The sequence below is a fragment of the Daejeonella lutea genome (genome assembly GCF_900168015.1).
GTDB lineage: Bacteria > Bacteroidota > Bacteroidia > Sphingobacteriales > Sphingobacteriaceae > Daejeonella > Daejeonella lutea.
Map to the genome: position 1 here is coordinate 454,932 of NZ_FUYR01000002.1, position 17,573 is coordinate 472,504.

Sequence of the window (17,573 nt, forward strand, 5' to 3'; positions counted from 1 at the left end):
AAAAATAAAATAAGCTCCTGATGGGCAGGAGCTTATTTAAACTAACCAATTATAAACCTGTTGAATAAGGTTTGCTGTAGGGGAAGGAGTCGAACCTTCACGAAGCAGTTATTTCCCTTTTACGGTATTTCCCAAATCTTCGCCACCGAGACGAGGAGGTGTGTCTGCCAAATTTCACCACCCTACAGTGTGTAAGCTTTCAATTATTCCTGATTGCTTGATACAAATGTAAAGCAACTCGCAATTCCTTGCAAATATTTTAACATTTTAATTTAATTTTTACATTTATAATAATTATTTTAGCAAATCATTAAGAATATAATAATTGAGAATGGAAAACAGAAGCCAAAATTTCGAACCTGATAATCTGGATTTACAAATTCTGGGGGTACTTATGGAAGATGCAACTATCCCATACACCGAAATAGCCAAAAAATTGATTGTTTCTGGTGGAACAATACACGTACGTATGAAGAAGATGCAAGACATTGGTGTTATTAAAGGATCCCATCTAATGATAGATCCACAAAAAATTGGTTATGATATTTGTGCCTTCCTTGGTATATTCCTGGAAAAGGGATCTCAATATAAAGACGCCGTCGAGAATCTTAGAAATATAAAGGAAATTGTAGAACTTCATTATTGCACTGGGTTATATAGCATGTTTGCGAAGATAATCTGCCGGGATACAAATCATTTGAGGCATGTGCTCAATGAGGATATCCAGGGAGTTAAAGGAATCCAACGTACAGAAACATTTATCTCATTGGAAGAAAGTATCAAACGTCAAATTACCTTGCAGTAATGCAAAAAGGACATCTAAAGGTCTTGTTTACTAAACCAGCCTGAACCTTCGTTAAATTCGAATTAAATAAAAAAGGCATCCGTCGGTGACAGATGCCTTTTTCTTATAGAGCTCAATCCTATTTAGCTTCCAGATACATTACACTCTTAACCGCCGAGATAACTTTCTCAGCATTTGGAAGAGCTTCTTTTATCAAGGTTGGAGCGTACGGCAACGGCACATCGGCACAAGCTACACGGAGAACTGGTGCATCAAGGAAATCGAAGGCGTCTTTTTGAACCTTAAATGCCACCTCGGTTGCAATCGATCCGAGCGGCCATGCTTCTTCAACAAAAACCATCCTGTTTGTTTTCTTTACTGAAGCGATGACGGTGTCATAGTCAATCGGACGCACCGTGCGCAGATCGATTACTTCTGCATTTATCCCTTCTTTAGTTAGTTCTTCAACGGCAGGCAACACCACGCGTGAAAGCATTTTTCCGAATGTAACTATTGTTACATCTGTACCTTCTTTAACGACATTAGCTTTACCAATTTCGATGTAGTATTCTTCTTCAGGAACTTCACCCTTATCGCCATACATAACCTCAGACTCCATAAAAATTACCGGATCCGGATCGATGATTGCTTGCTTAAGTAAACCCTTAGCCTCATATGGAGTTGAAGGGACAACAACTTTAAGTCCGGGACAGTTAGCATACCAGTTTTCAAAATTCTGAGAGTGCTGCGCTCCCAGCTGACCAGCATTACCGGTTGGTCCACGGAAAACTATAGGACAGGAAAATTGTCCGCCGCTCATTGACAAAACTTTAGAAGCAGCGTTGATTACCTGATCAATAGCAACTAGAGAAAAATTGAAAGTCATGAACTCAATGATCGGATTTAAACCGTTCATTGCAGCGCCGATACCGATACCAGCAAAGCCAAGCTCAGCAATAGGTGTATCGATTATACGTTTAGCGCCAAATTCATCAAGCATTCCCTGACTTACTTTATACGCTCCATTGTACTCAGCAACTTCTTCACCCATTAAAAAGATTTTGTCGTTTTTACGCATCTCTTCATTTAATGCCTCACGAAGTGCTTCTCTGAACTGTATTTCTCTCATCTAATTGAATTTTGGAACGCAAATATACCCATCAATTACGAATTATCAATTAGGAATTACGATAGGCTATTGTAAAAATCAAGATTGCTTTGCTGATTGCTGAATGCGTCCAATTATGCTGCGTGATTCTTCGACTTACTTTATTAGACTTTCGCTGATTGCAGGGGTAAGATAATGCGTAAGCTATTAATAACTTTGAAATGAAATCTGCCTTTAACAGTGCTCCGACAGCTTCTTCGACATTTGCACTAATGGAAGCGCCACATCTTAAGACCTGTTTAGAAAGTACTAATTCACCCTTTTCACTGGTCAGGAACTTATTATCCCTCATATGCCTGCAAAATAGGAAGCGAAATAGGCTTGTGATTTGATTAATATATAACTACATCCGTTTTGGAGAGTTCTATCGAACTAACGGCATCTAAAGGCTGGTTTTACAAGGTATAATTCGTATTCATAATCTCCCCCTTTATCTCTGACAAATCTTTTTAAACTGACAATACTTACAGGTATCCAAATTTTTAGTTTGAACAAAGGGAATGTTCACATCGAAAACCTCATTTAGCTTTTCTATGAGTTTGAGCTCAAACTGCTCTTTGAAAAAATCGAGATTCTGGTCCGATAGCTGCAGGCCACCTTTTCGTTTCTCGCTGAACAAAGTGCCGCCTTTAAAGTCATTAACTGTATAAAGATGTGGCTCAACATTCTTTACCCCTTTTGATTTTTCGTATACATAGGTGTAGAAAAGCGTTTGGATTAATGCCTTATTCTGATCTTTTCCTTCGTCCGAAAAGAGGCTATCGAAATCTTTATACTTCAATTGATCTTTTCCGGTCTTATAATCTACGATCCTGATTTTTCCATGATGAGAATCGACGCGATCAATAATACCTAATAGCCTCACACTCTCCTCTCCTCCAGAAACCTGGAGCTTTACCAGTGGGGTGTAGCTTTCCCGGTTTTCCAGTTCGATAATGTGAAACGGCGCCAGGCTCCGATCATGTTTCAGAATTTTCAGAGCATATTGCTCAATAACCTTTAATACAATCTGTTGCAAAGCATCCTGCTTTTTTATGGGATTCTTAGGATCGGTATTCAACGCAAGTGCAAGTGCATCAGCACACAAAGCTGGGAGTTCGTGTTGGCGCTGCATTATAAAATCTGCGGATATTTCAATGCCTACAGAGGTTCTATAAAAGCTTTCCATTACTGTGTGTAACATAGTGCCCACCAGGTTTGCACCAATTTGATCCGGCAAGTCTTTAGGCTCTTTTAATCCTGCGACCCGGCTAAAGAAAAACTTTAGAGGACAACTTACATAATCTGTAAATGCTGTAGCAGATATTTTCTTTTCGTATTTAACTTCCGGATTTCGGTGAAGGTATTTTTCTAATCTTTCACGAACGAACCCTATTTTTTCGACTATTATCCGTTGCTCTCCATAATTCTCAACAGGCTGGTTTTGCTGAATCAAATGCCTGAACTTGCAATTTGTTTCAAATTCTAGCTGTTTGATAAAGCGGCTTTCCTCACCCGTACTTTTTTCATCAGTTATGCCATTATAGACCAGCGTTACTTTATTTGCACAATGCAGAAGCCGGTAAAAAAAGTAAGAAAAGATTGAATTTTGATTTTCGAGTACTGGAAGGCCGAATGCTCTCCGGACATTATCAGGTATAAATGACGGAGTAATACTAACCTTTGGCAAAACCCCTTCATTCATACCAAGAACAATCAGTTCATCAAAATCAAGGCATCGGCTTTCCAGTAAACCCATTACCTGTAATCCAGATAAAGGCTCGCCGTCAAACGGTACGGATAATCCGGCGAGGGCTCTTCTGATCGTCCGGAAAACAAACTTAGATCCCATTGCAGAAAAGTCGCCATTTTGCTCAATCTCTTCAAAACTGTCTAACAACAAATTTAATGTTTTGACGGCCTCAGTAATTAGAAGGCTGTCGAGCTTACGCAAATTTTCGAGTTCTTCGGATACCAGTAGCAAAAGACTGCCAAAATTTCGGATGCTATCCGATGGGTTTTTGTAAGGTGAAAATATTAGAGCGCTGACCTTGCTGATTTTTTGAAGTTCGGCAAGATCAAAACGCGCCTTTTTTCCTTCAACAATTTCCTGATGAACACGAGCACGTTGAATGTCGTCAATATTTACAAGAGGATTTAATATAAACGACAAGACCCGGTTATACGAAACTGAAAACTGATCACCTGCGGCAATTTCTTCTTGAATTCCCAGCCACAAATCGCACAAACCAAACACTGCAGATTGCTCAAACGGATAACCCATTGTGATGTTCAAGCTATCATCAGAGACTGTTTGCAATACCGGCAGCAATAAGGACTCGTCGGCAAGAATTATAGCTCTGCTGTCTGGTTTCTCATCATCAACATTTGAAAGCAGATTACTGAGTAATTTCCCTTGCGCAATGTTTCCCAAAGCCTGAACAATAGTAAAATCTTTTGCAGGATTGTTAATTGTATTCTCAGAAATTTCGAACCTATTTAATAAACCAACCGTATTGATGTTTCGGCGTATAAAATGTCCTGCTTCCTGTCTTAGATCACCGAAATAATGTTCGTCCGCATCGAAGTAGAAGGAGCATATGCCGTCGTCTTGCCATTTTTTAAATAACAGCTCCTCTGCTTTAGACAACGCATTAAATCCAACAAATACAACATGTGAAAACTGATCTAAAAATCCAGGCACCGCTGAACTACCTTCAGCAAGATTCCTATACATTTTGGCGCTGCTCACCAGGTCATGAGCTTGCAGTTTATTATGAAAATTTTGATACAAAACCGGCATGCGATGCCACATCTCAATAAACTTCTCCTGAATTTTACTTTGCTTTTCCCCCGAGAATGAAGACCAGAAAGATTTCATAAACTCAAGCTGCTCTTCTTCAAAATTGGGAAACTGATACTGCAGCTCGGCAATACTTCCTATGAGATTAAAAACCTTTGCAGGATCTGCCAGGTAATAATCAATTTGAGAGAAATCTGACACTATAATTTCAGCTAGCGGATAAAAAACATCAGCGGTAACTGGTTCCCGACCTTCTGACTTCAGTAACAGATTATATTCTGTAAACAAGACGAAAAATTGCTTTAGCTGCGAAGCGGTTGCCCTTGTCGTTGAACGGGAGAAGAATTGTTGAATTGTATAAAAATGCGGGCTCCAAATGGGCTTTCCGCTAATTTCAGAAAGATATTTTTTAAGAAAAAGCTGGGGCCTCTTGTTATTGAACACTATAGCCACATTCTGGAGATCATCTCCAAAACGAATCAGGAGATCTTCCGCTACCCGAAATAAAAACTTGTTGCGGTTCATCATTCGACCTTCTGTAGTTTGCCTTCCTGAGCATACCATAAATAAGCATGAACTTCTTTAAACTCACCCATATTCACCAGGCTTTCGCGATATAATCTGATATCATCAGCGTACTTCCCATGTTCAGCACCAAATTTGAAATCAAGCAGGACGGCATAGTCATCAAAAACGAATAATTTATCCGGTCTTTTAATCACCCCTTCGCTCAAGATAATATCCTTTTCACTTATAATTGCTTTTGCGGTACTAAACCATGAATGAATTTGATCATGCATTAAAACATCCTGAACGGCCGCTCTTATTTCGGATTTTTCCGACCTTCTGATCAGGCCTTCCTGTACTTTCTCATTTATGAGCTTATCTACATTTTCAAGACTACTGATGGTTTCAAGTAATTTATGTAATACAACGCCTTTACGCTGACGGGCATTAAACCAGGTATTCTGTTTTTGATTATTTCTCTTAAATCGTTCGGTTAGTTCTTCGTTCACCTGATAAACACTAACCATCAATGAATCATTTTCGTCTTCAATGACAGCAGAAGGTTTCAATGAAGTTTCACCAAATAAGAAAGTGTCATCTTCATGAATAAATTGCGGATCGTTGGCTCCAGTCGAACTCAGGAGATCTGACAGAACGAGTTGAATATCATTGATGGCCCCCGATTTTGGTTTTTTTGGCAATTTGGGGCAAATCATATATAGATAATCTTTGGCTCTGGTGGTTGCTACATACAGAGTATTTATAATATCCATGTAGTTGAGCAACATCTCTTCAAAATAATTCTCTGCAAATGCGGTGGATGCAAGTCCCTTATTATAGTCGACTGGCAATGACTTAAACTTGCCGAATCCAGCTGCCCCTGCATCCACCCACAGTAGCTTCTTTATATATCCACTTGCAGTATTTAGCTTCCAGGTTATGAAAGGAATAATCACTGCCCTGAACTCAAGCCCTTTGGATTTGTGGATAGTCAAAACCTGCACGGCATCCTGGTTGTCGGATGACGGTAATGCCTTTAATGAACCTTCAGTATCCCACCAGGTTAAAAATTCACCAATCCCCTGGTCACCTCCTGAGGAAAAGACCGCTACCTGATCTCTGAAGGCTAGTAAGAAGGGTATGTTAACGGCAGTTCGATTTGAACCGAGGTCATAAATATTAATCAACTTTTCCGAAAGCTCAGAAACGGGAAGTTGTCTGAAGGTATTAAATTCACTGCATAATCTTGTCGGCAGCACATGATCAAGATCAGCGATATTTTTCGTCGCAAGTTCTATCCACTCATTACTTCCCAGATCGACAACTTCGTTTTCAGGATGCTTAACCTGGTGCCACAATCGGGCACACTCTGATTTGAAAATACCATTTTCATGATCTTGAACGAAGAGCAGCTTAAATGTACTGATCAGGAGCTGAACTACTGGATTGTTTGTGATCTTCAAGGCTTCACCAGAAATAATCTGGAAACTCTTGTTGGCGGCCCTGCTCAGCTTCTCCTGATTACTTCTATTAAAAATACAATCTAATATTTCCTCAGCTTCGCGATTGGTCTTAACCAGTATCCCGATATCTTTCATAGAAACGCCGGCTTCAAGCAATTCAATCAGTTTGGATATCGTATAGGATGCGGCTACTGTCTGGTCATCTTCATCCTCGAAATCCTCATCCTTAGAAAAAAATTTAACTACTACCCGTCCCCCTTTAGATGTATGCTCAGTGGTATTTTGGATACTTCCCTCATATGCTTTTTCGATAAGCAGGTTATTCTCCCTGCCCCAAATATCATGCAGGTGTTCACGTGCTGTTTCTGTAAAGACCTGATTGATCTGTTGCTGTAAAAGGCCTGGGAGCTTTGAATAAAGGAAATTATTAAATCGGATAATGCTTTCAGAGCTCCTCCGATTAAATCCCAGGTTTTCCTGATTGACATTATCTGCCAGAAGGTCATTACTCACATTGCTGTGCAGAATACGCCAATCACCATTCCGCCAGCGATAAATGGATTGCTTAACATCGCCAACTACTAAATGCTCAGATTGCTCCCGCGTGCTTTCGGCAATAGCATTTTTAATCAGCGGCAGAAAATTCATCCACTGAAAGGTACTGGTATCCTGAAATTCGTCGAATAGAAAATGTTTGTATTTATTACCTGTCTTCTCCCAGATGAAAGAAGGATTATCTACATCTGAACCAGTTATTCCTTTTAACAGTTGCTGGGCATCACTGATCAGCAGGGTTCGGTTTTCGGACCGATAATTTTTCAGCAGATCAGCCATTCCCTGCATTAAACGCAGATAGGGGCTGTTTTTGCTTATTGCGAGATAGGTTTCATATTGCTCGCTGCCTTCATTATAAATTCGAACCAGTGATTTTATTTCGGGGTTAAGAGTCTCATATAATGCCTGCACTGAGCTTGTATCACTTAATGATCCATGCGGCCATTCACTGAAATCGTCTATTAGCTTCTCAAGGGCGGAAATATGTGACAATTCCTCGTTGAGGATTTTTTCTAGCTTGAGCAGTGGATGTCTTGATTTCTGATTTAGTTCATCCTGAACGACCCCAGAGGAGTCAAAGATTTCCTTGATGCCAACCGCCTTCTCCAATATAGCATGCTTAAATTCTTTAATACCCGCTCCAACTATTTCCCTAAGACTATTGAACTCTTTTCCCTGTTCGTCGCCCATAGCAAGCATAGCCTCCTGAAAGGGATAATACCGTTCTTTAAATATCTCATTAGCGAGATCTTTCAAAGCACGCTGGTAATCCCAGTCTTTGCCATCGCTAATCCTGTCTATTGCCAGATTGGTAACCCATTCGAGTAAGTCCGGGTCGTTTTCCAGGTGTAAATTCAACGCCTTGATAAGCTCCTCCTTGACCTTTTCCTGATTCATCTCGAGCTTATATCCACTGTCAAGATTCAATTCGAAAGCGAAGCTCCTGATTAATTGTTGTACAAATCCATCGATTGTACTTACTGAAAAGCGGCTGTAGTCATGAAGGATACTACTATAAATTTCAGAGGCCTTTGCTCTTATCTCCTGATCACTTAATGAAGGGTAGTACTCCTGCAGGATGGTACTAAATTTGGATTTTTCATATCCCGACCTTGCAAGCTCCTGCAGAGAACTTAGGATTCTTTCCTTCATCTCTGCAGTAGCTTTGTTCGTAAAGGTTACAGCAAGTATTTCCCGATATTTCCCCGGTCCGCTAAAAAGGAGTATTAGGTAATGGGCCGTTAACGTGAAAGTTTTACCTGAACCCGCCGATGCACGTATTAACTTTAATGGTTTATGGCGAGCCATGTGCGGATTCTTCTTTGGACTTAGGTGACTAAACTATCCTATTTCATACTTGCATTGCATTACTGAACTACTCCGTCTCCATTTGTAAATGATGCATTAATGCTCACCGGAAGCTTACCCCCTGCTTTCAATTTACCTGAAACAACGCGGGCACTAGCCTTTTGCGCTTCTTCTGAATTCTGATAATTTAGAACAATAGTTTTGGCAGCTTCAATACCAGGAAGGCCCGCAATAGTGTAAGGATTAGCAAATACTACCATGATACTATTCATTTTTGCCAGCTCAGCAATAAATAACTTCATGCTATTATTATAATCTAAAGTTGCAGGAGGACGTTTACGCATATCCTGAATACCTACTATAATTTGATCATAGTTACGAAGTTCCTTGTTTACATTTGCTATATCATTTGCAGAAGCATCTTTCGGCAATATAAAATGAACTGAGTTATCAAGATCAGATTTTAGCATATTGTGAAATGTGTTAGAAGGTCCGGCACCCATGGTAATAATAGCGGTTTTCTTATTTTTGTCCAGTCCCTTTATCTGACTATCACTTTTAAGAATTGTGACAGCGGCATCAGCGAGGCGTTGATTTAATGCTATCGATTCCGGACGGTTAAGTTCGGACACTACATTGGTCGTTTTAAGCGGTTGCAGGTTATTAAGACCCACCCAATACTTTGCAGTAAGGATCTTTTTCACACTTTCATCAATACGTTCCCAGCTCAAACGATTTGTCCTGATCGCTTTACGGACAAGTTTTACAGCTCTAACCGAGTTCTCAGATAGTTCAATTACATCGTTACCGGCGATTATTCCACGTACATCAGCTTCGCCATTAGGGAAGAACTTCACCACCCCTTTCATCCCCATCGCATCAGAAAAAACAAGGCCTTTAAAGCCCATTTCTTCTTTAAGAATGGTTGTTACAATTGGTTTGGATAATGTTGATGGAAGGTTTTTAGTGTTATCTAATGCTGGAATATTCATATGAGCAACCATGACTCCGGATGCACCTTGCTTGATCAATTCTCTGAACGGATACATTTCAAGAGAGTCGAGTCGTGCACGTGAAAATGGCAGTTGAGGAAGATCGTAATGAGAATCTACATCGGTATCTCCGTGTCCGGGAAAGTGCTTTAGACTCACCATGACATTGTTGTCCTGTAACCCTTTCATATAAGCACCAACCTTTGCGGTAACATTGTATTTGTTGTCACCAAACGACCTGTATCCGATTACCGGATTCTTAGGATTATTGTTGATATCAGCATCAGGAGCAAAATTTACATGCATTCCTAATCGCTTAAAATCCATGGCAACCTGCCTTCCCATTTCATAGATCAGATTATTATTTTGAATAGCACCTAATGTCATCTGGTATGGATAGGAAATTGTACTGTCCAAACGCATTCCCAGTCCCCATTCGGCGTCCATTGCAATTAACAGGGGCACTTTACTAATCGATTGATAGTGATTTGTCAATATTGCCTGCCTGCCTGGCCCGCCCTGGAAAAACACAACGCCTCCGATGTTTTCTTTTTTAATTACACCTGCGATGGAATCCTCATAAGCTTTTCCTTTATCAGTATGTGCTCGCACCATAAATAACTGGGCGATACGTTCCCGTTTGTTGAGTTTTTTAAATACAGAATCTACCCAGGCATTCGGGGCATTCAACGACTCAATAAAAGAAGTCTGCGTTTGCGCGATGCTCAATGCCGGTAAAAAGAATAATATTATAACAAGTAGGGTTTTAAACTTTGTAGTCATAAGGGGTTTGTCAGTAGAGAGAAGTGAAAATATCATGTGAGAATAAACTTAATGCCAGCAATATTACTAAAAATGTAAGGCTCAGACTTAAAGAAATGCTAAACATCCATACTGAAAGGTTGTCTTTAAGTCTGGGTCTCAAAAATTTTCTCAGCAAATAAATGCCGGCACAATTGAGTAAGATGTAAACGATGCATAATATAACAAGATACATCCCGAGAATAATTAGCGGGTTAAAAATAAGAATTTAAAATGTTGATACGTCGGGAAGGACTGATATTAACATTCAGAAGGTGCTAATTGTTTTTTGGCATAATTTTTTCTTAACCGGTAACAATTAAAAAATACAATCATGAAAAAACTAGTTATGTTATCTATAGGCATTTTGCTGGCAGGAGCCGCAAATGCTCAAACATTTGGAATCAAAGGAGGTGCAAACTTCGCAAATATCATTAAAACAGGTGATGAAGATTTTAACACGGAGCTTAAGCCGGGATTTAATGCAGGGATTTTTGTCGACATTCCTATTGTTTCAGGCTTTAGCGTTGCACCCGAACTGATGTTTTCACAGAAAGGGTATAAGACTTCAGGAACAAGCTTATTATTTGGCCCAAATGAATATACTGTGACCACAAACTTTATTGAGTTACCAATCCTCGCCAAGATTAATGCAACAAATAGGTTCAGTATTGTTCTTGGACCACAGGTATCTTTTTTAACGGCAACAACGGAGAAATTCACCCAGGGATCTGATACCTACAAGAATACCATAAGAGAGGAAAATGATAATTTAAGGAAAAGCCTTTTCGGCGGAGTTGGCGGTTTGAATATCGGCCTTACAGAAAGCTTGAGCTTACACGGACGGTACGCTATCGATTTCCAAAAGAATAATGAAAATGGTACATCCGAAACACCATTGTACAAGAATCAAGTGTTCCAAGCTAGTCTTGCTATCAAATTATAAGATCAATCTGAAAACAAAAAATCCCGTACGTCACAGTATGGGATTTTTTTTTGACTGGCTTAGAAAATTACATACTGTCCTTTCTAACGGTATCCGTTACGACCGTATCTCTCATCGTCGTATCCGACATCATCGTATCTACAGCAGTGCTATCGACACTCATGGAATCAGTGGTGCTGCTCCCCTCCTGTGTGGCGCTGCACGACGATAATGCGAAGATAACAGACCCTGCAAATAACATTGGTATTAATACCTTTTTCATAGTTGTGTGTTTTGTTCAAAAATTTTTGTCTCCTATAAAACTAATTTGGGTGTTGTTTGGTTTAAAAAATGATCAAATTGCATATTTGCAGATTTAATATTCTGATTTTCAGTATTTTGAACTAAATTAAATTGTCCTCTTTTTGTACACTTTTGGAAAATACCCCTCTGATATTCTTTTTTCTTGAACACTTTCGTGAAGGGTATCACAAAAAATAACTTGATGTTTAAACATCCAAGATGGGGAATTAAGTACTTGTAAATCAGTTTATATAATATTTAACGATTGAATTATCGATGATGGAGATTGTTCTTGGCATGATTGTTTCATAATGTCATGCGATTAATTAAATCATGAATTAAATATTATGAAAAAGATAGCTATTTTAAGTGTTGCCCTGTTAGTCGCAGGTTTCGCACACGCTCAGAGTCCAAAATTTGGAATTAAAGCCGGAGTTAACATTGCAAAGTTTGCAGGTGACCCTGATCCTAACAGTGAATTTAACACAGGCTTGGCAGCGGGAGTTTTCACAAACGTTCCATTGTCATCAGGATTTTCTTTTGAACCATCACTGGAGTACTCTCAAAAAGGAGCGGAATTTACAACTGCACTGAACAGTGAAGTAAAATCTAAGATTACTTATTTAGATCTTCCAATTATGTTCAAGTACAACTTGACACCTAATTTTGGAATACTGGCTGGTCCACAGGTATCATTCTTTCTTGATCAGGAAACAAAGCTGGTTAATGGAAATTCTACCACAACTTTCGAAGGGAATAACGATTCATATCGTAAATCTTTAGCAGGTGGTAAGGTTGGTTTGAGTTATAATTTTGGTTCAGTTATGCTGAACGCGAGTTATGCAACTGATTTACAAAACCTTTATTCCGACGATTCTGGTAACAGCGATCTGAAAAACCAGGTTATTAATGTTGGTCTTGCTTTTGGATTTAAGTAAGATCTTTCATTCAAAAAAAAAGCCCGCCAAATTTGGCGGGCTTTTTTTTGAATGTGCTTTAGCTATTGACCATGTATCAGTATTTCCGAAACTTTCCATCCTGTGTCTGTCCTTTTAAACTTGAAAGATAGCTTATAAGTTCCGGAGATATCGTTCCCCGACATATCCCCCTCAACAGTGTAATCTGCAGATCCGCCAGCATCATTATCAGTTACCTTGAATGTTTTGTTATTAGCGGAGGATTTGCTGATATTATAGACACCTCCTGAAAATGCATAAATGGTCGCCTGTTTATTTAACTGCTCACCAGAAGGGGAATAGGTAATACAATCGTTGTTGAAATTAGCTTCCATCCAGGCTTTATCTTTCTTCGACATGGCAACTGCAAAGCCGTCAGCAATTGCTGAAAGATCCTTCTGATCATCAGCAATTGAAAGGGAAAATGCATTAGAAACTATTGCTAAGGCAAGAAAAATTGCACTAAGAGTCTTTTTCATGACTACAGATTATAAGTACTTTGTGATTTCAGGAGACATTGGAGTAACCGCAGAACGGAATCTGTGCACAAGCTTTCCATTCTCATCGATCAGAAATTTTTCAAAATTCCACTTGATTTCACCGGTGAAATCAGGGTTTTCTGCTGTAGTCAAATACTTGAATAATGGATTAATGTCAGCTCCTTTTACACTGCTTTTCTCAGCAAGTGGAAAGGTGACACCAAAATTTTTCTGACAGAATTCTTTTATATTCAGGTTTTCACCAGGTTCCTGTCCACCGAAATTATTAGCCGGAAAACCAATTACTACCAGTTTACCCTTATACGCGTCAGAAAGCTTTTGGAGATCAGCATATTGTTTTGTATAGCCACATTTGGATGCAGTGTTTACAATAAGGATCTTCTTACCTTTATATTTTTTCAGATCTAATGTCTTTCCGTCAATGTTATGAACCTTGAAAGTATAGACGGTCGAAGGTGCTGCCGACAAGATCATTGCCAGAATTAATACAAGTGTTTTCATGTGTTTATAATTAGTTTTTTATCCCACGTTTAGAGGGATTATAAAATTACTATATAAGTTTGGGAAAATTCAAATATTAAAGCGTCTAGTTGTATGATTATTACATAGATATGATTTCACGACTTATTTATCCTAAAAAACCTCAGGTAAAAAAAAGCCCCGCTTTCACGAGGCTTCCTCAATTTAACATACAGTTCAAAACTAAAACCGGAAACTAAAACCCGGGTATTATGAACATCTTTATGAGCATCCGCCCTGGGTACCGCAGTTCAAACACTTGTAACAAGTGCCCGATCTTACCATGATGTGCCCGCAATTTCCGCAAGCCGGTGCATCCGACTGACCACCTCCTGAAATGTCAAGTACTGGCTTCAGCTTAAAATTGGATGCTGTTGCCGGATTTGATACCGACGCCTCTGCCAGGGTATTTGATGTATCAGTATTCACATCTTCATCAGCCATCTGAGGATTTCCCAAAACAGCTTTTTGCTCAGTGATCACGTGGACAAGGTCTGTCCGGCTCAGATATTCATAACCAAGCATCCTGAAGATATAGTCGATTATTGAAGTCGAACTCTTTATATTATCATGTCCGCTCACCATACCTGATGGCTCAAAACGGGTGAAGGTAAATTTATCTACAAACTCCTCCAAAGGTACACCATACTGTAAGCCAACAGACACAGCGATTGCAAAACAGTTCATCAAGGAACGGAATGTTGCACCTTCCTTGTGCATATCCACGAAAATCTCACCTAGAGTTCCATCTTCGTACTCTCCAGTGCGAACGAAAACTGTCTGCCCGCCAACTGCAGCCTTTTGTGTAAATCCACCGCGCTTGCCTGGCAGGTTCTTCCGTTCTACAACAGATGATAATTGACGTTTGAATTTGGTATCCGTTGAACGCTCCAAGATTGCTCTTGCCGCTTCAAGGACCTGGTCTGCAGTAAGGTCGCTCAATTTCACATTTCCAGCTTCACCAAGCACTTCTTCCACTGTATCCAGTTTGTCTTCTTTGCTGTCTGAAGATTTAGTTGACAATGGCTGAGAAAGTTTACAACCATCACGGTAGAGTGCATTCGCTTTCAAAGCCAATCTCCATGATAATTCATAGCAGTCTTTAATCTCATCAACGGTTGCTTCGTTCGGAAGATTAATAGTTTTTGAAATCGCTCCTGACAAGAAAGGTTGTGCAGCTGCCATCATTTTGATGTGACCATGAGCATGAATAAAGCGCTCCCCTTTTTGACCGCATTTGTTTGCACAATCGAAAATTGGATAATGCTCTTCCTTCAGGTAAGGTGCGCCTTCCACAGTCATTGTACCGCAGATGAATTCATTTGCCTCCGCGATCTGCTGGCGGTTGAACCCAATAGCGCGTAAAAGGTTGAAATCAGGAGATGAATATTGGTCAGCCTTAAATCCTAGACGGTTTAAACACTCTTCACCAAGGCTCCACTGATTGAATACAAAGCCAATCTCAAATGCAGCTAGTAAAGATTTGTCGATCTTCTCAAGCTCATCCTGAGTAAATCCTTTTGCAGCAAGGCTGTCAAAATTGATATGCGGAGCACCCTGTAAAGTTGCCGTACCTTTAGCATAATTTACAATTGCTTCAATTTCATGCTCCTGGTAACCCTGATTGCGAAGCGCAGCAGGAACTCCCTGGTTGATGATCTTGAAGTAACCGCCTCCAGATAATTTTTTGAATTTAACTAATGCAAAATCAGGTTCGATACCAGTAGTATCGCAATCCATAACCAATCCGATAGTACCTGTGGGTGCAATTACTGTAGTTTGGGCATTACGGTAACCGTATTTTTCACCCAATTCAACCGCTTTATCCCATGAGTTGCAAGCTGCAGACAGCAGGTAATCAGGGCAGAATTTAGGGTCGATTCCCGGAGGTGCTATTTCAAGGCCTTCATAGGCGTCGTTGTTATAAGCAGCATAGCGGTGATTGCGCATTACACGCAGCATATGCTTTTTATTCTCATTATATTTTTTGAATGTGCCGAGCTCCTTAGCCATTTCAGCTGAAGTTGCATAAGCTGTGCCGGTCATAACCGCTGTAATTGCTCCACCAATAGCGCGTGCTTTATCACTATCGTAAGGAATACCAGCTACCATCAGCATAGAGCCCAGGTTAGCATATCCTAAACCAAGAGTACGGTAATCGTAAGATAATTGGGCAACTTCCTTAGAAGGGAACTGCGCCATTAGTACTGATATCTCAAGAACTACAGTCCAAACACGGCAAGCATGTTCAAACCCTTTAACATCAAAGATTAGCGTTTGAGGATCGAAGAAATGCGCCAGGTTGATTGAAGCCAGGTTACAAGCGGTGTTATCCAGGAACATATATTCTGAACATGGATTTGACGCGTTGATCCGGCCACCCTCAGGGCATGTATGCCATTCGTTAATTGTCGTATCGTATTGGATACCGGGATCAGCACATGCCCATGCAGCGAAAGAGATATCATTCCAAAGCTTCTCTGCAGAAATTGATTTGACAGGTTTTTCGCTGATACGTCCTATTAGATCCCAGTTGCCGCCCTCATTCAATGCCTTAAAAAAGCTGTTTGGCACACGCACTGAGTTGTTTGAATTTTGTCCGGAAACGGTTCTGTAGGCTTCACCTTCATAATCTGAAGAATAACCAGCGGCAATTAAAGCAGCAACTTTCTTTTCCTCTTCAACTTTCCAGTTAACAAAGCCTTCAATCTCCGGGTGATCCAGGTCAAGACAAACCATTTTTGCAGCACGGCGGGTTGTACCACCAGATTTTATTGCACCAGCAGCACGGTCGCCAATCTTAAGGAAAGACATCAGGCCGGATGAATAGCCACCACCTGATAATTTTTCACTTTCCCCACGAATAGCAGAGAAGTTAGTTCCTACGCCAGAACCATACTTGAAAATCCGCGCTTCACGAACCCAAAGATCCATGATACCGCCGTCGTTTACCAGGTCATCACTAACCGATAGAATGAAGCAAGCATGTGGCTGCGGACGCTCGTAAGCTGAAGTTGATTTTTCCAGTTTGTCTGTCTCCGGGTTTACAAAGTAATGGCCCTGCGGTTTTCCTGTAATACCATACGAACTGTGAAGACCGGTATTGAACCACTGAGGCGAATTCGGCGCAGCAAGCTGGCCAACAATGGTGTAAACAAGCTCATCATAAAATATATTAGCATCTTCTTTGCTTGCAAAGTAATTGTAGCGCTCGCCCCATGTTTTCCAGCAGTTAGCCATACGATGTGCTACCTGTTTGATGCTGGTTTCAGATGAAGTAGATCCGTCTGGCTGGGGAACTCCTGCTTTACGGAAATATTTTTGAGCAAGGATGTCTGTCGCCACCTGACTCCAGCTTGCGGGCACTTCCACATTCTTCATTTCGAACACAGCATCACCCGCCGGGTTGCGGATCACTGAAGTTCGTTTTTCATAATTGAACAGATCGTAGACGTCTACCCCTGTTTTTGTGAAATAGCGTTGGAAACCCAGACCCTTTCCGGTTCCTTTTGCCGCTGTGTTTGAAGATGCTTTACCCATAATGTTATAATTGATGTTGTTAGTGAGCTCGTTGATGTTGTTACTGAGTGACTTACCTTCCAAAAAAAAGTTTAGAGGTTTTTAATCAAATCTATCAGTTGACGCGTTTGATCTATCATTAGAGTTTTCCACAGATTGTTAGTGTATCTATATCTCAACACTCAATCTAATATTAACATCATGGTTTTAAGACCGTTATCTATGTGGAAAACTCAAAAAAACGCCATTTAACCAATATTTTTACTACACCGAACTTAAATCAAAAAGAGGTAGAGATGAGTACTAACTCCATCGAAAAACATATCAGATAGAAGGGTTTATATCACCATCAGATTCTTTAACAATCATCAAAAATAATATTGCGTTATCAACACTTTTGGATCGATTGTTTATAAATATTGGCTTTCCCCTTTCCCATCTATCTCCTATATTTGATTATACAAAAAGAGGAAGACCAGCGGGAACTGTCT

12 protein-coding genes are annotated in these 17,573 nt (G+C 40.1%); 3 read left to right on the forward strand and 9 right to left on the reverse strand.

Translation table 11 applies throughout. From position 1 onward, the window contains the following. The first annotated feature begins 331 nt into the window (after nt 1-331). On the forward strand, nt 332-805 hold the full coding sequence (locus B5X60_RS11050) for an Lrp/AsnC ligand binding domain-containing protein (protein WP_079702750.1): 474 nt from the start codon (nt 332-334) through the stop codon (nt 803-805). A gap of 118 nt (nt 806-923) precedes the next feature. Here the strand turns inward: B5X60_RS11050 and B5X60_RS11055 are convergent, their stop codons facing one another. The 5 genes from B5X60_RS11055 to B5X60_RS11075 all read right to left on the reverse strand — a co-directional run bounded on the left by B5X60_RS11055 (nt 924) and on the right by B5X60_RS11075 (nt 10,342). After that, on the reverse strand, nt 924-1,913 hold the full coding sequence (locus B5X60_RS11055; RefSeq protein WP_079702751.1) for a pyruvate dehydrogenase complex E1 component subunit beta: 990 nt from the start codon (nt 1,911-1,913) through the stop codon (nt 924-926). A gap of 49 nt (nt 1,914-1,962) precedes the next feature. Then, nucleotides 1,963-2,244, reverse strand: coding sequence for a four helix bundle protein (locus tag B5X60_RS11060; protein WP_170878434.1), 282 nt, complete (start codon nt 2,242-2,244; stop codon nt 1,963-1,965). 138 nt (nt 2,245-2,382) lie between these two features. Beyond that, nucleotides 2,383-5,262: a PD-(D/E)XK nuclease family protein gene (locus B5X60_RS11065; RefSeq protein ID WP_170878435.1), complete on the reverse strand. Its 2,880-nt coding sequence runs from the start codon at nt 5,260-5,262 to the stop codon at nt 2,383-2,385. Further along, a complete protein-coding gene (locus B5X60_RS11070) occupies nt 5,259-8,567 on the reverse strand; it encodes a UvrD-helicase domain-containing protein (RefSeq protein WP_079702753.1) in 3,309 nt (1,102 codons plus the stop codon). Before B5X60_RS11070 ends, B5X60_RS11065 begins: the two co-directional genes overlap by 4 nt. Before the next feature lie 59 nt (nt 8,568-8,626). Continuing rightward, nucleotides 8,627-10,342 carry a glycoside hydrolase family 3 protein gene (locus B5X60_RS11075; protein WP_079703248.1) on the reverse strand — a complete coding sequence of 572 codons (1,716 nt, stop codon included), beginning with the start codon at nt 10,340-10,342 and terminating at the stop codon, nt 8,627-8,629. A gap of 352 nt (nt 10,343-10,694) precedes the next feature. Here B5X60_RS11075 and B5X60_RS11080 point away from each other — a divergent pair, with 352 nt between their 5' ends. Then, nucleotides 10,695-11,306 (forward strand): porin family protein, encoded by a 612-nt coding sequence (locus B5X60_RS11080; RefSeq protein WP_079702754.1) that lies wholly within the window; start codon nt 10,695-10,697, stop codon nt 11,304-11,306. Nucleotides 11,307-11,373: 67 nt separating this feature from the next. Here B5X60_RS11080 and B5X60_RS11085 read toward each other — a convergent pair whose 3' ends face one another. Next, on the reverse strand, nt 11,374-11,568 hold the full coding sequence (locus tag B5X60_RS11085; protein WP_079702755.1) for a hypothetical protein: 195 nt from the start codon (nt 11,566-11,568) through the stop codon (nt 11,374-11,376). A 367-nt stretch (nt 11,569-11,935) separates the two neighbouring features. Here B5X60_RS11085 and B5X60_RS11090 point away from each other — a divergent pair, with 367 nt between their 5' ends. Continuing rightward, nucleotides 11,936-12,526 carry a porin family protein gene (locus B5X60_RS11090; protein WP_079702756.1) on the forward strand — a complete coding sequence of 197 codons (591 nt, stop codon included), beginning with the start codon at nt 11,936-11,938 and terminating at the stop codon, nt 12,524-12,526. A gap of 62 nt (nt 12,527-12,588) precedes the next feature. Here the strand turns inward: B5X60_RS11090 and B5X60_RS11095 are convergent, their stop codons facing one another. The 3 genes from B5X60_RS11095 to B5X60_RS11105 form a co-directional block, all read right to left on the reverse strand. Then, nucleotides 12,589-13,023 carry a nuclear transport factor 2 family protein gene (locus B5X60_RS11095; protein ID WP_079702757.1) on the reverse strand — a complete coding sequence of 145 codons (435 nt, stop codon included), beginning with the start codon at nt 13,021-13,023 and terminating at the stop codon, nt 12,589-12,591. Nucleotides 13,024-13,032: 9 nt separating this feature from the next. Further along, entirely contained in the window at nt 13,033-13,545 is a 513-nt protein-coding gene (locus B5X60_RS11100; RefSeq protein WP_079702758.1) for a glutathione peroxidase, read from the reverse strand. Nucleotides 13,546-13,785: 240 nt separating this feature from the next. After that, complete coding sequence (locus B5X60_RS11105; protein WP_245803510.1) at nt 13,786-17,166, reverse strand: vitamin B12-dependent ribonucleotide reductase; 3,381 nt, start codon at nt 17,164-17,166, stop codon at nt 13,786-13,788. Between the last annotated feature and the right edge of the window lie 407 nt (nt 17,167-17,573).

Coding starts and splice junctions, on each gene's coding strand:
- B5X60_RS11050 (WP_079702750.1), top strand. CDS start 332: ATGGAAAACAGAAGCCAAAATTTCGAACCTGATAATCTGGATTTACAA.
- B5X60_RS11055 (WP_079702751.1), bottom strand. CDS start 1,913: ATGAGAGAAATACAGTTCAGAGAAGCACTTCGTGAGGCATTAAATGAA.
- B5X60_RS11060 (WP_170878434.1), bottom strand. CDS start 2,244: ATGAGGGATAATAAGTTCCTGACCAGTGAAAAGGGTGAATTAGTACTT.
- B5X60_RS11065 (WP_170878435.1), bottom strand. CDS start 5,262: ATGATGAACCGCAACAAGTTTTTATTTCGGGTAGCGGAAGATCTCCTG.
- B5X60_RS11070 (WP_079702753.1), bottom strand. CDS start 8,567: ATGGCTCGCCATAAACCATTAAAGTTAATACGTGCATCGGCGGGTTCA.
- B5X60_RS11075 (WP_079703248.1), bottom strand. CDS start 10,342: ATGACTACAAAGTTTAAAACCCTACTTGTTATAATATTATTCTTTTTA.
- B5X60_RS11080 (WP_079702754.1), top strand. CDS start 10,695: ATGAAAAAACTAGTTATGTTATCTATAGGCATTTTGCTGGCAGGAGCC.
- B5X60_RS11085 (WP_079702755.1), bottom strand. CDS start 11,568: ATGAAAAAGGTATTAATACCAATGTTATTTGCAGGGTCTGTTATCTTC.
- B5X60_RS11090 (WP_079702756.1), top strand. CDS start 11,936: ATGAAAAAGATAGCTATTTTAAGTGTTGCCCTGTTAGTCGCAGGTTTC.
- B5X60_RS11095 (WP_079702757.1), bottom strand. CDS start 13,023: ATGAAAAAGACTCTTAGTGCAATTTTTCTTGCCTTAGCAATAGTTTCT.
- B5X60_RS11100 (WP_079702758.1), bottom strand. CDS start 13,545: ATGAAAACACTTGTATTAATTCTGGCAATGATCTTGTCGGCAGCACCT.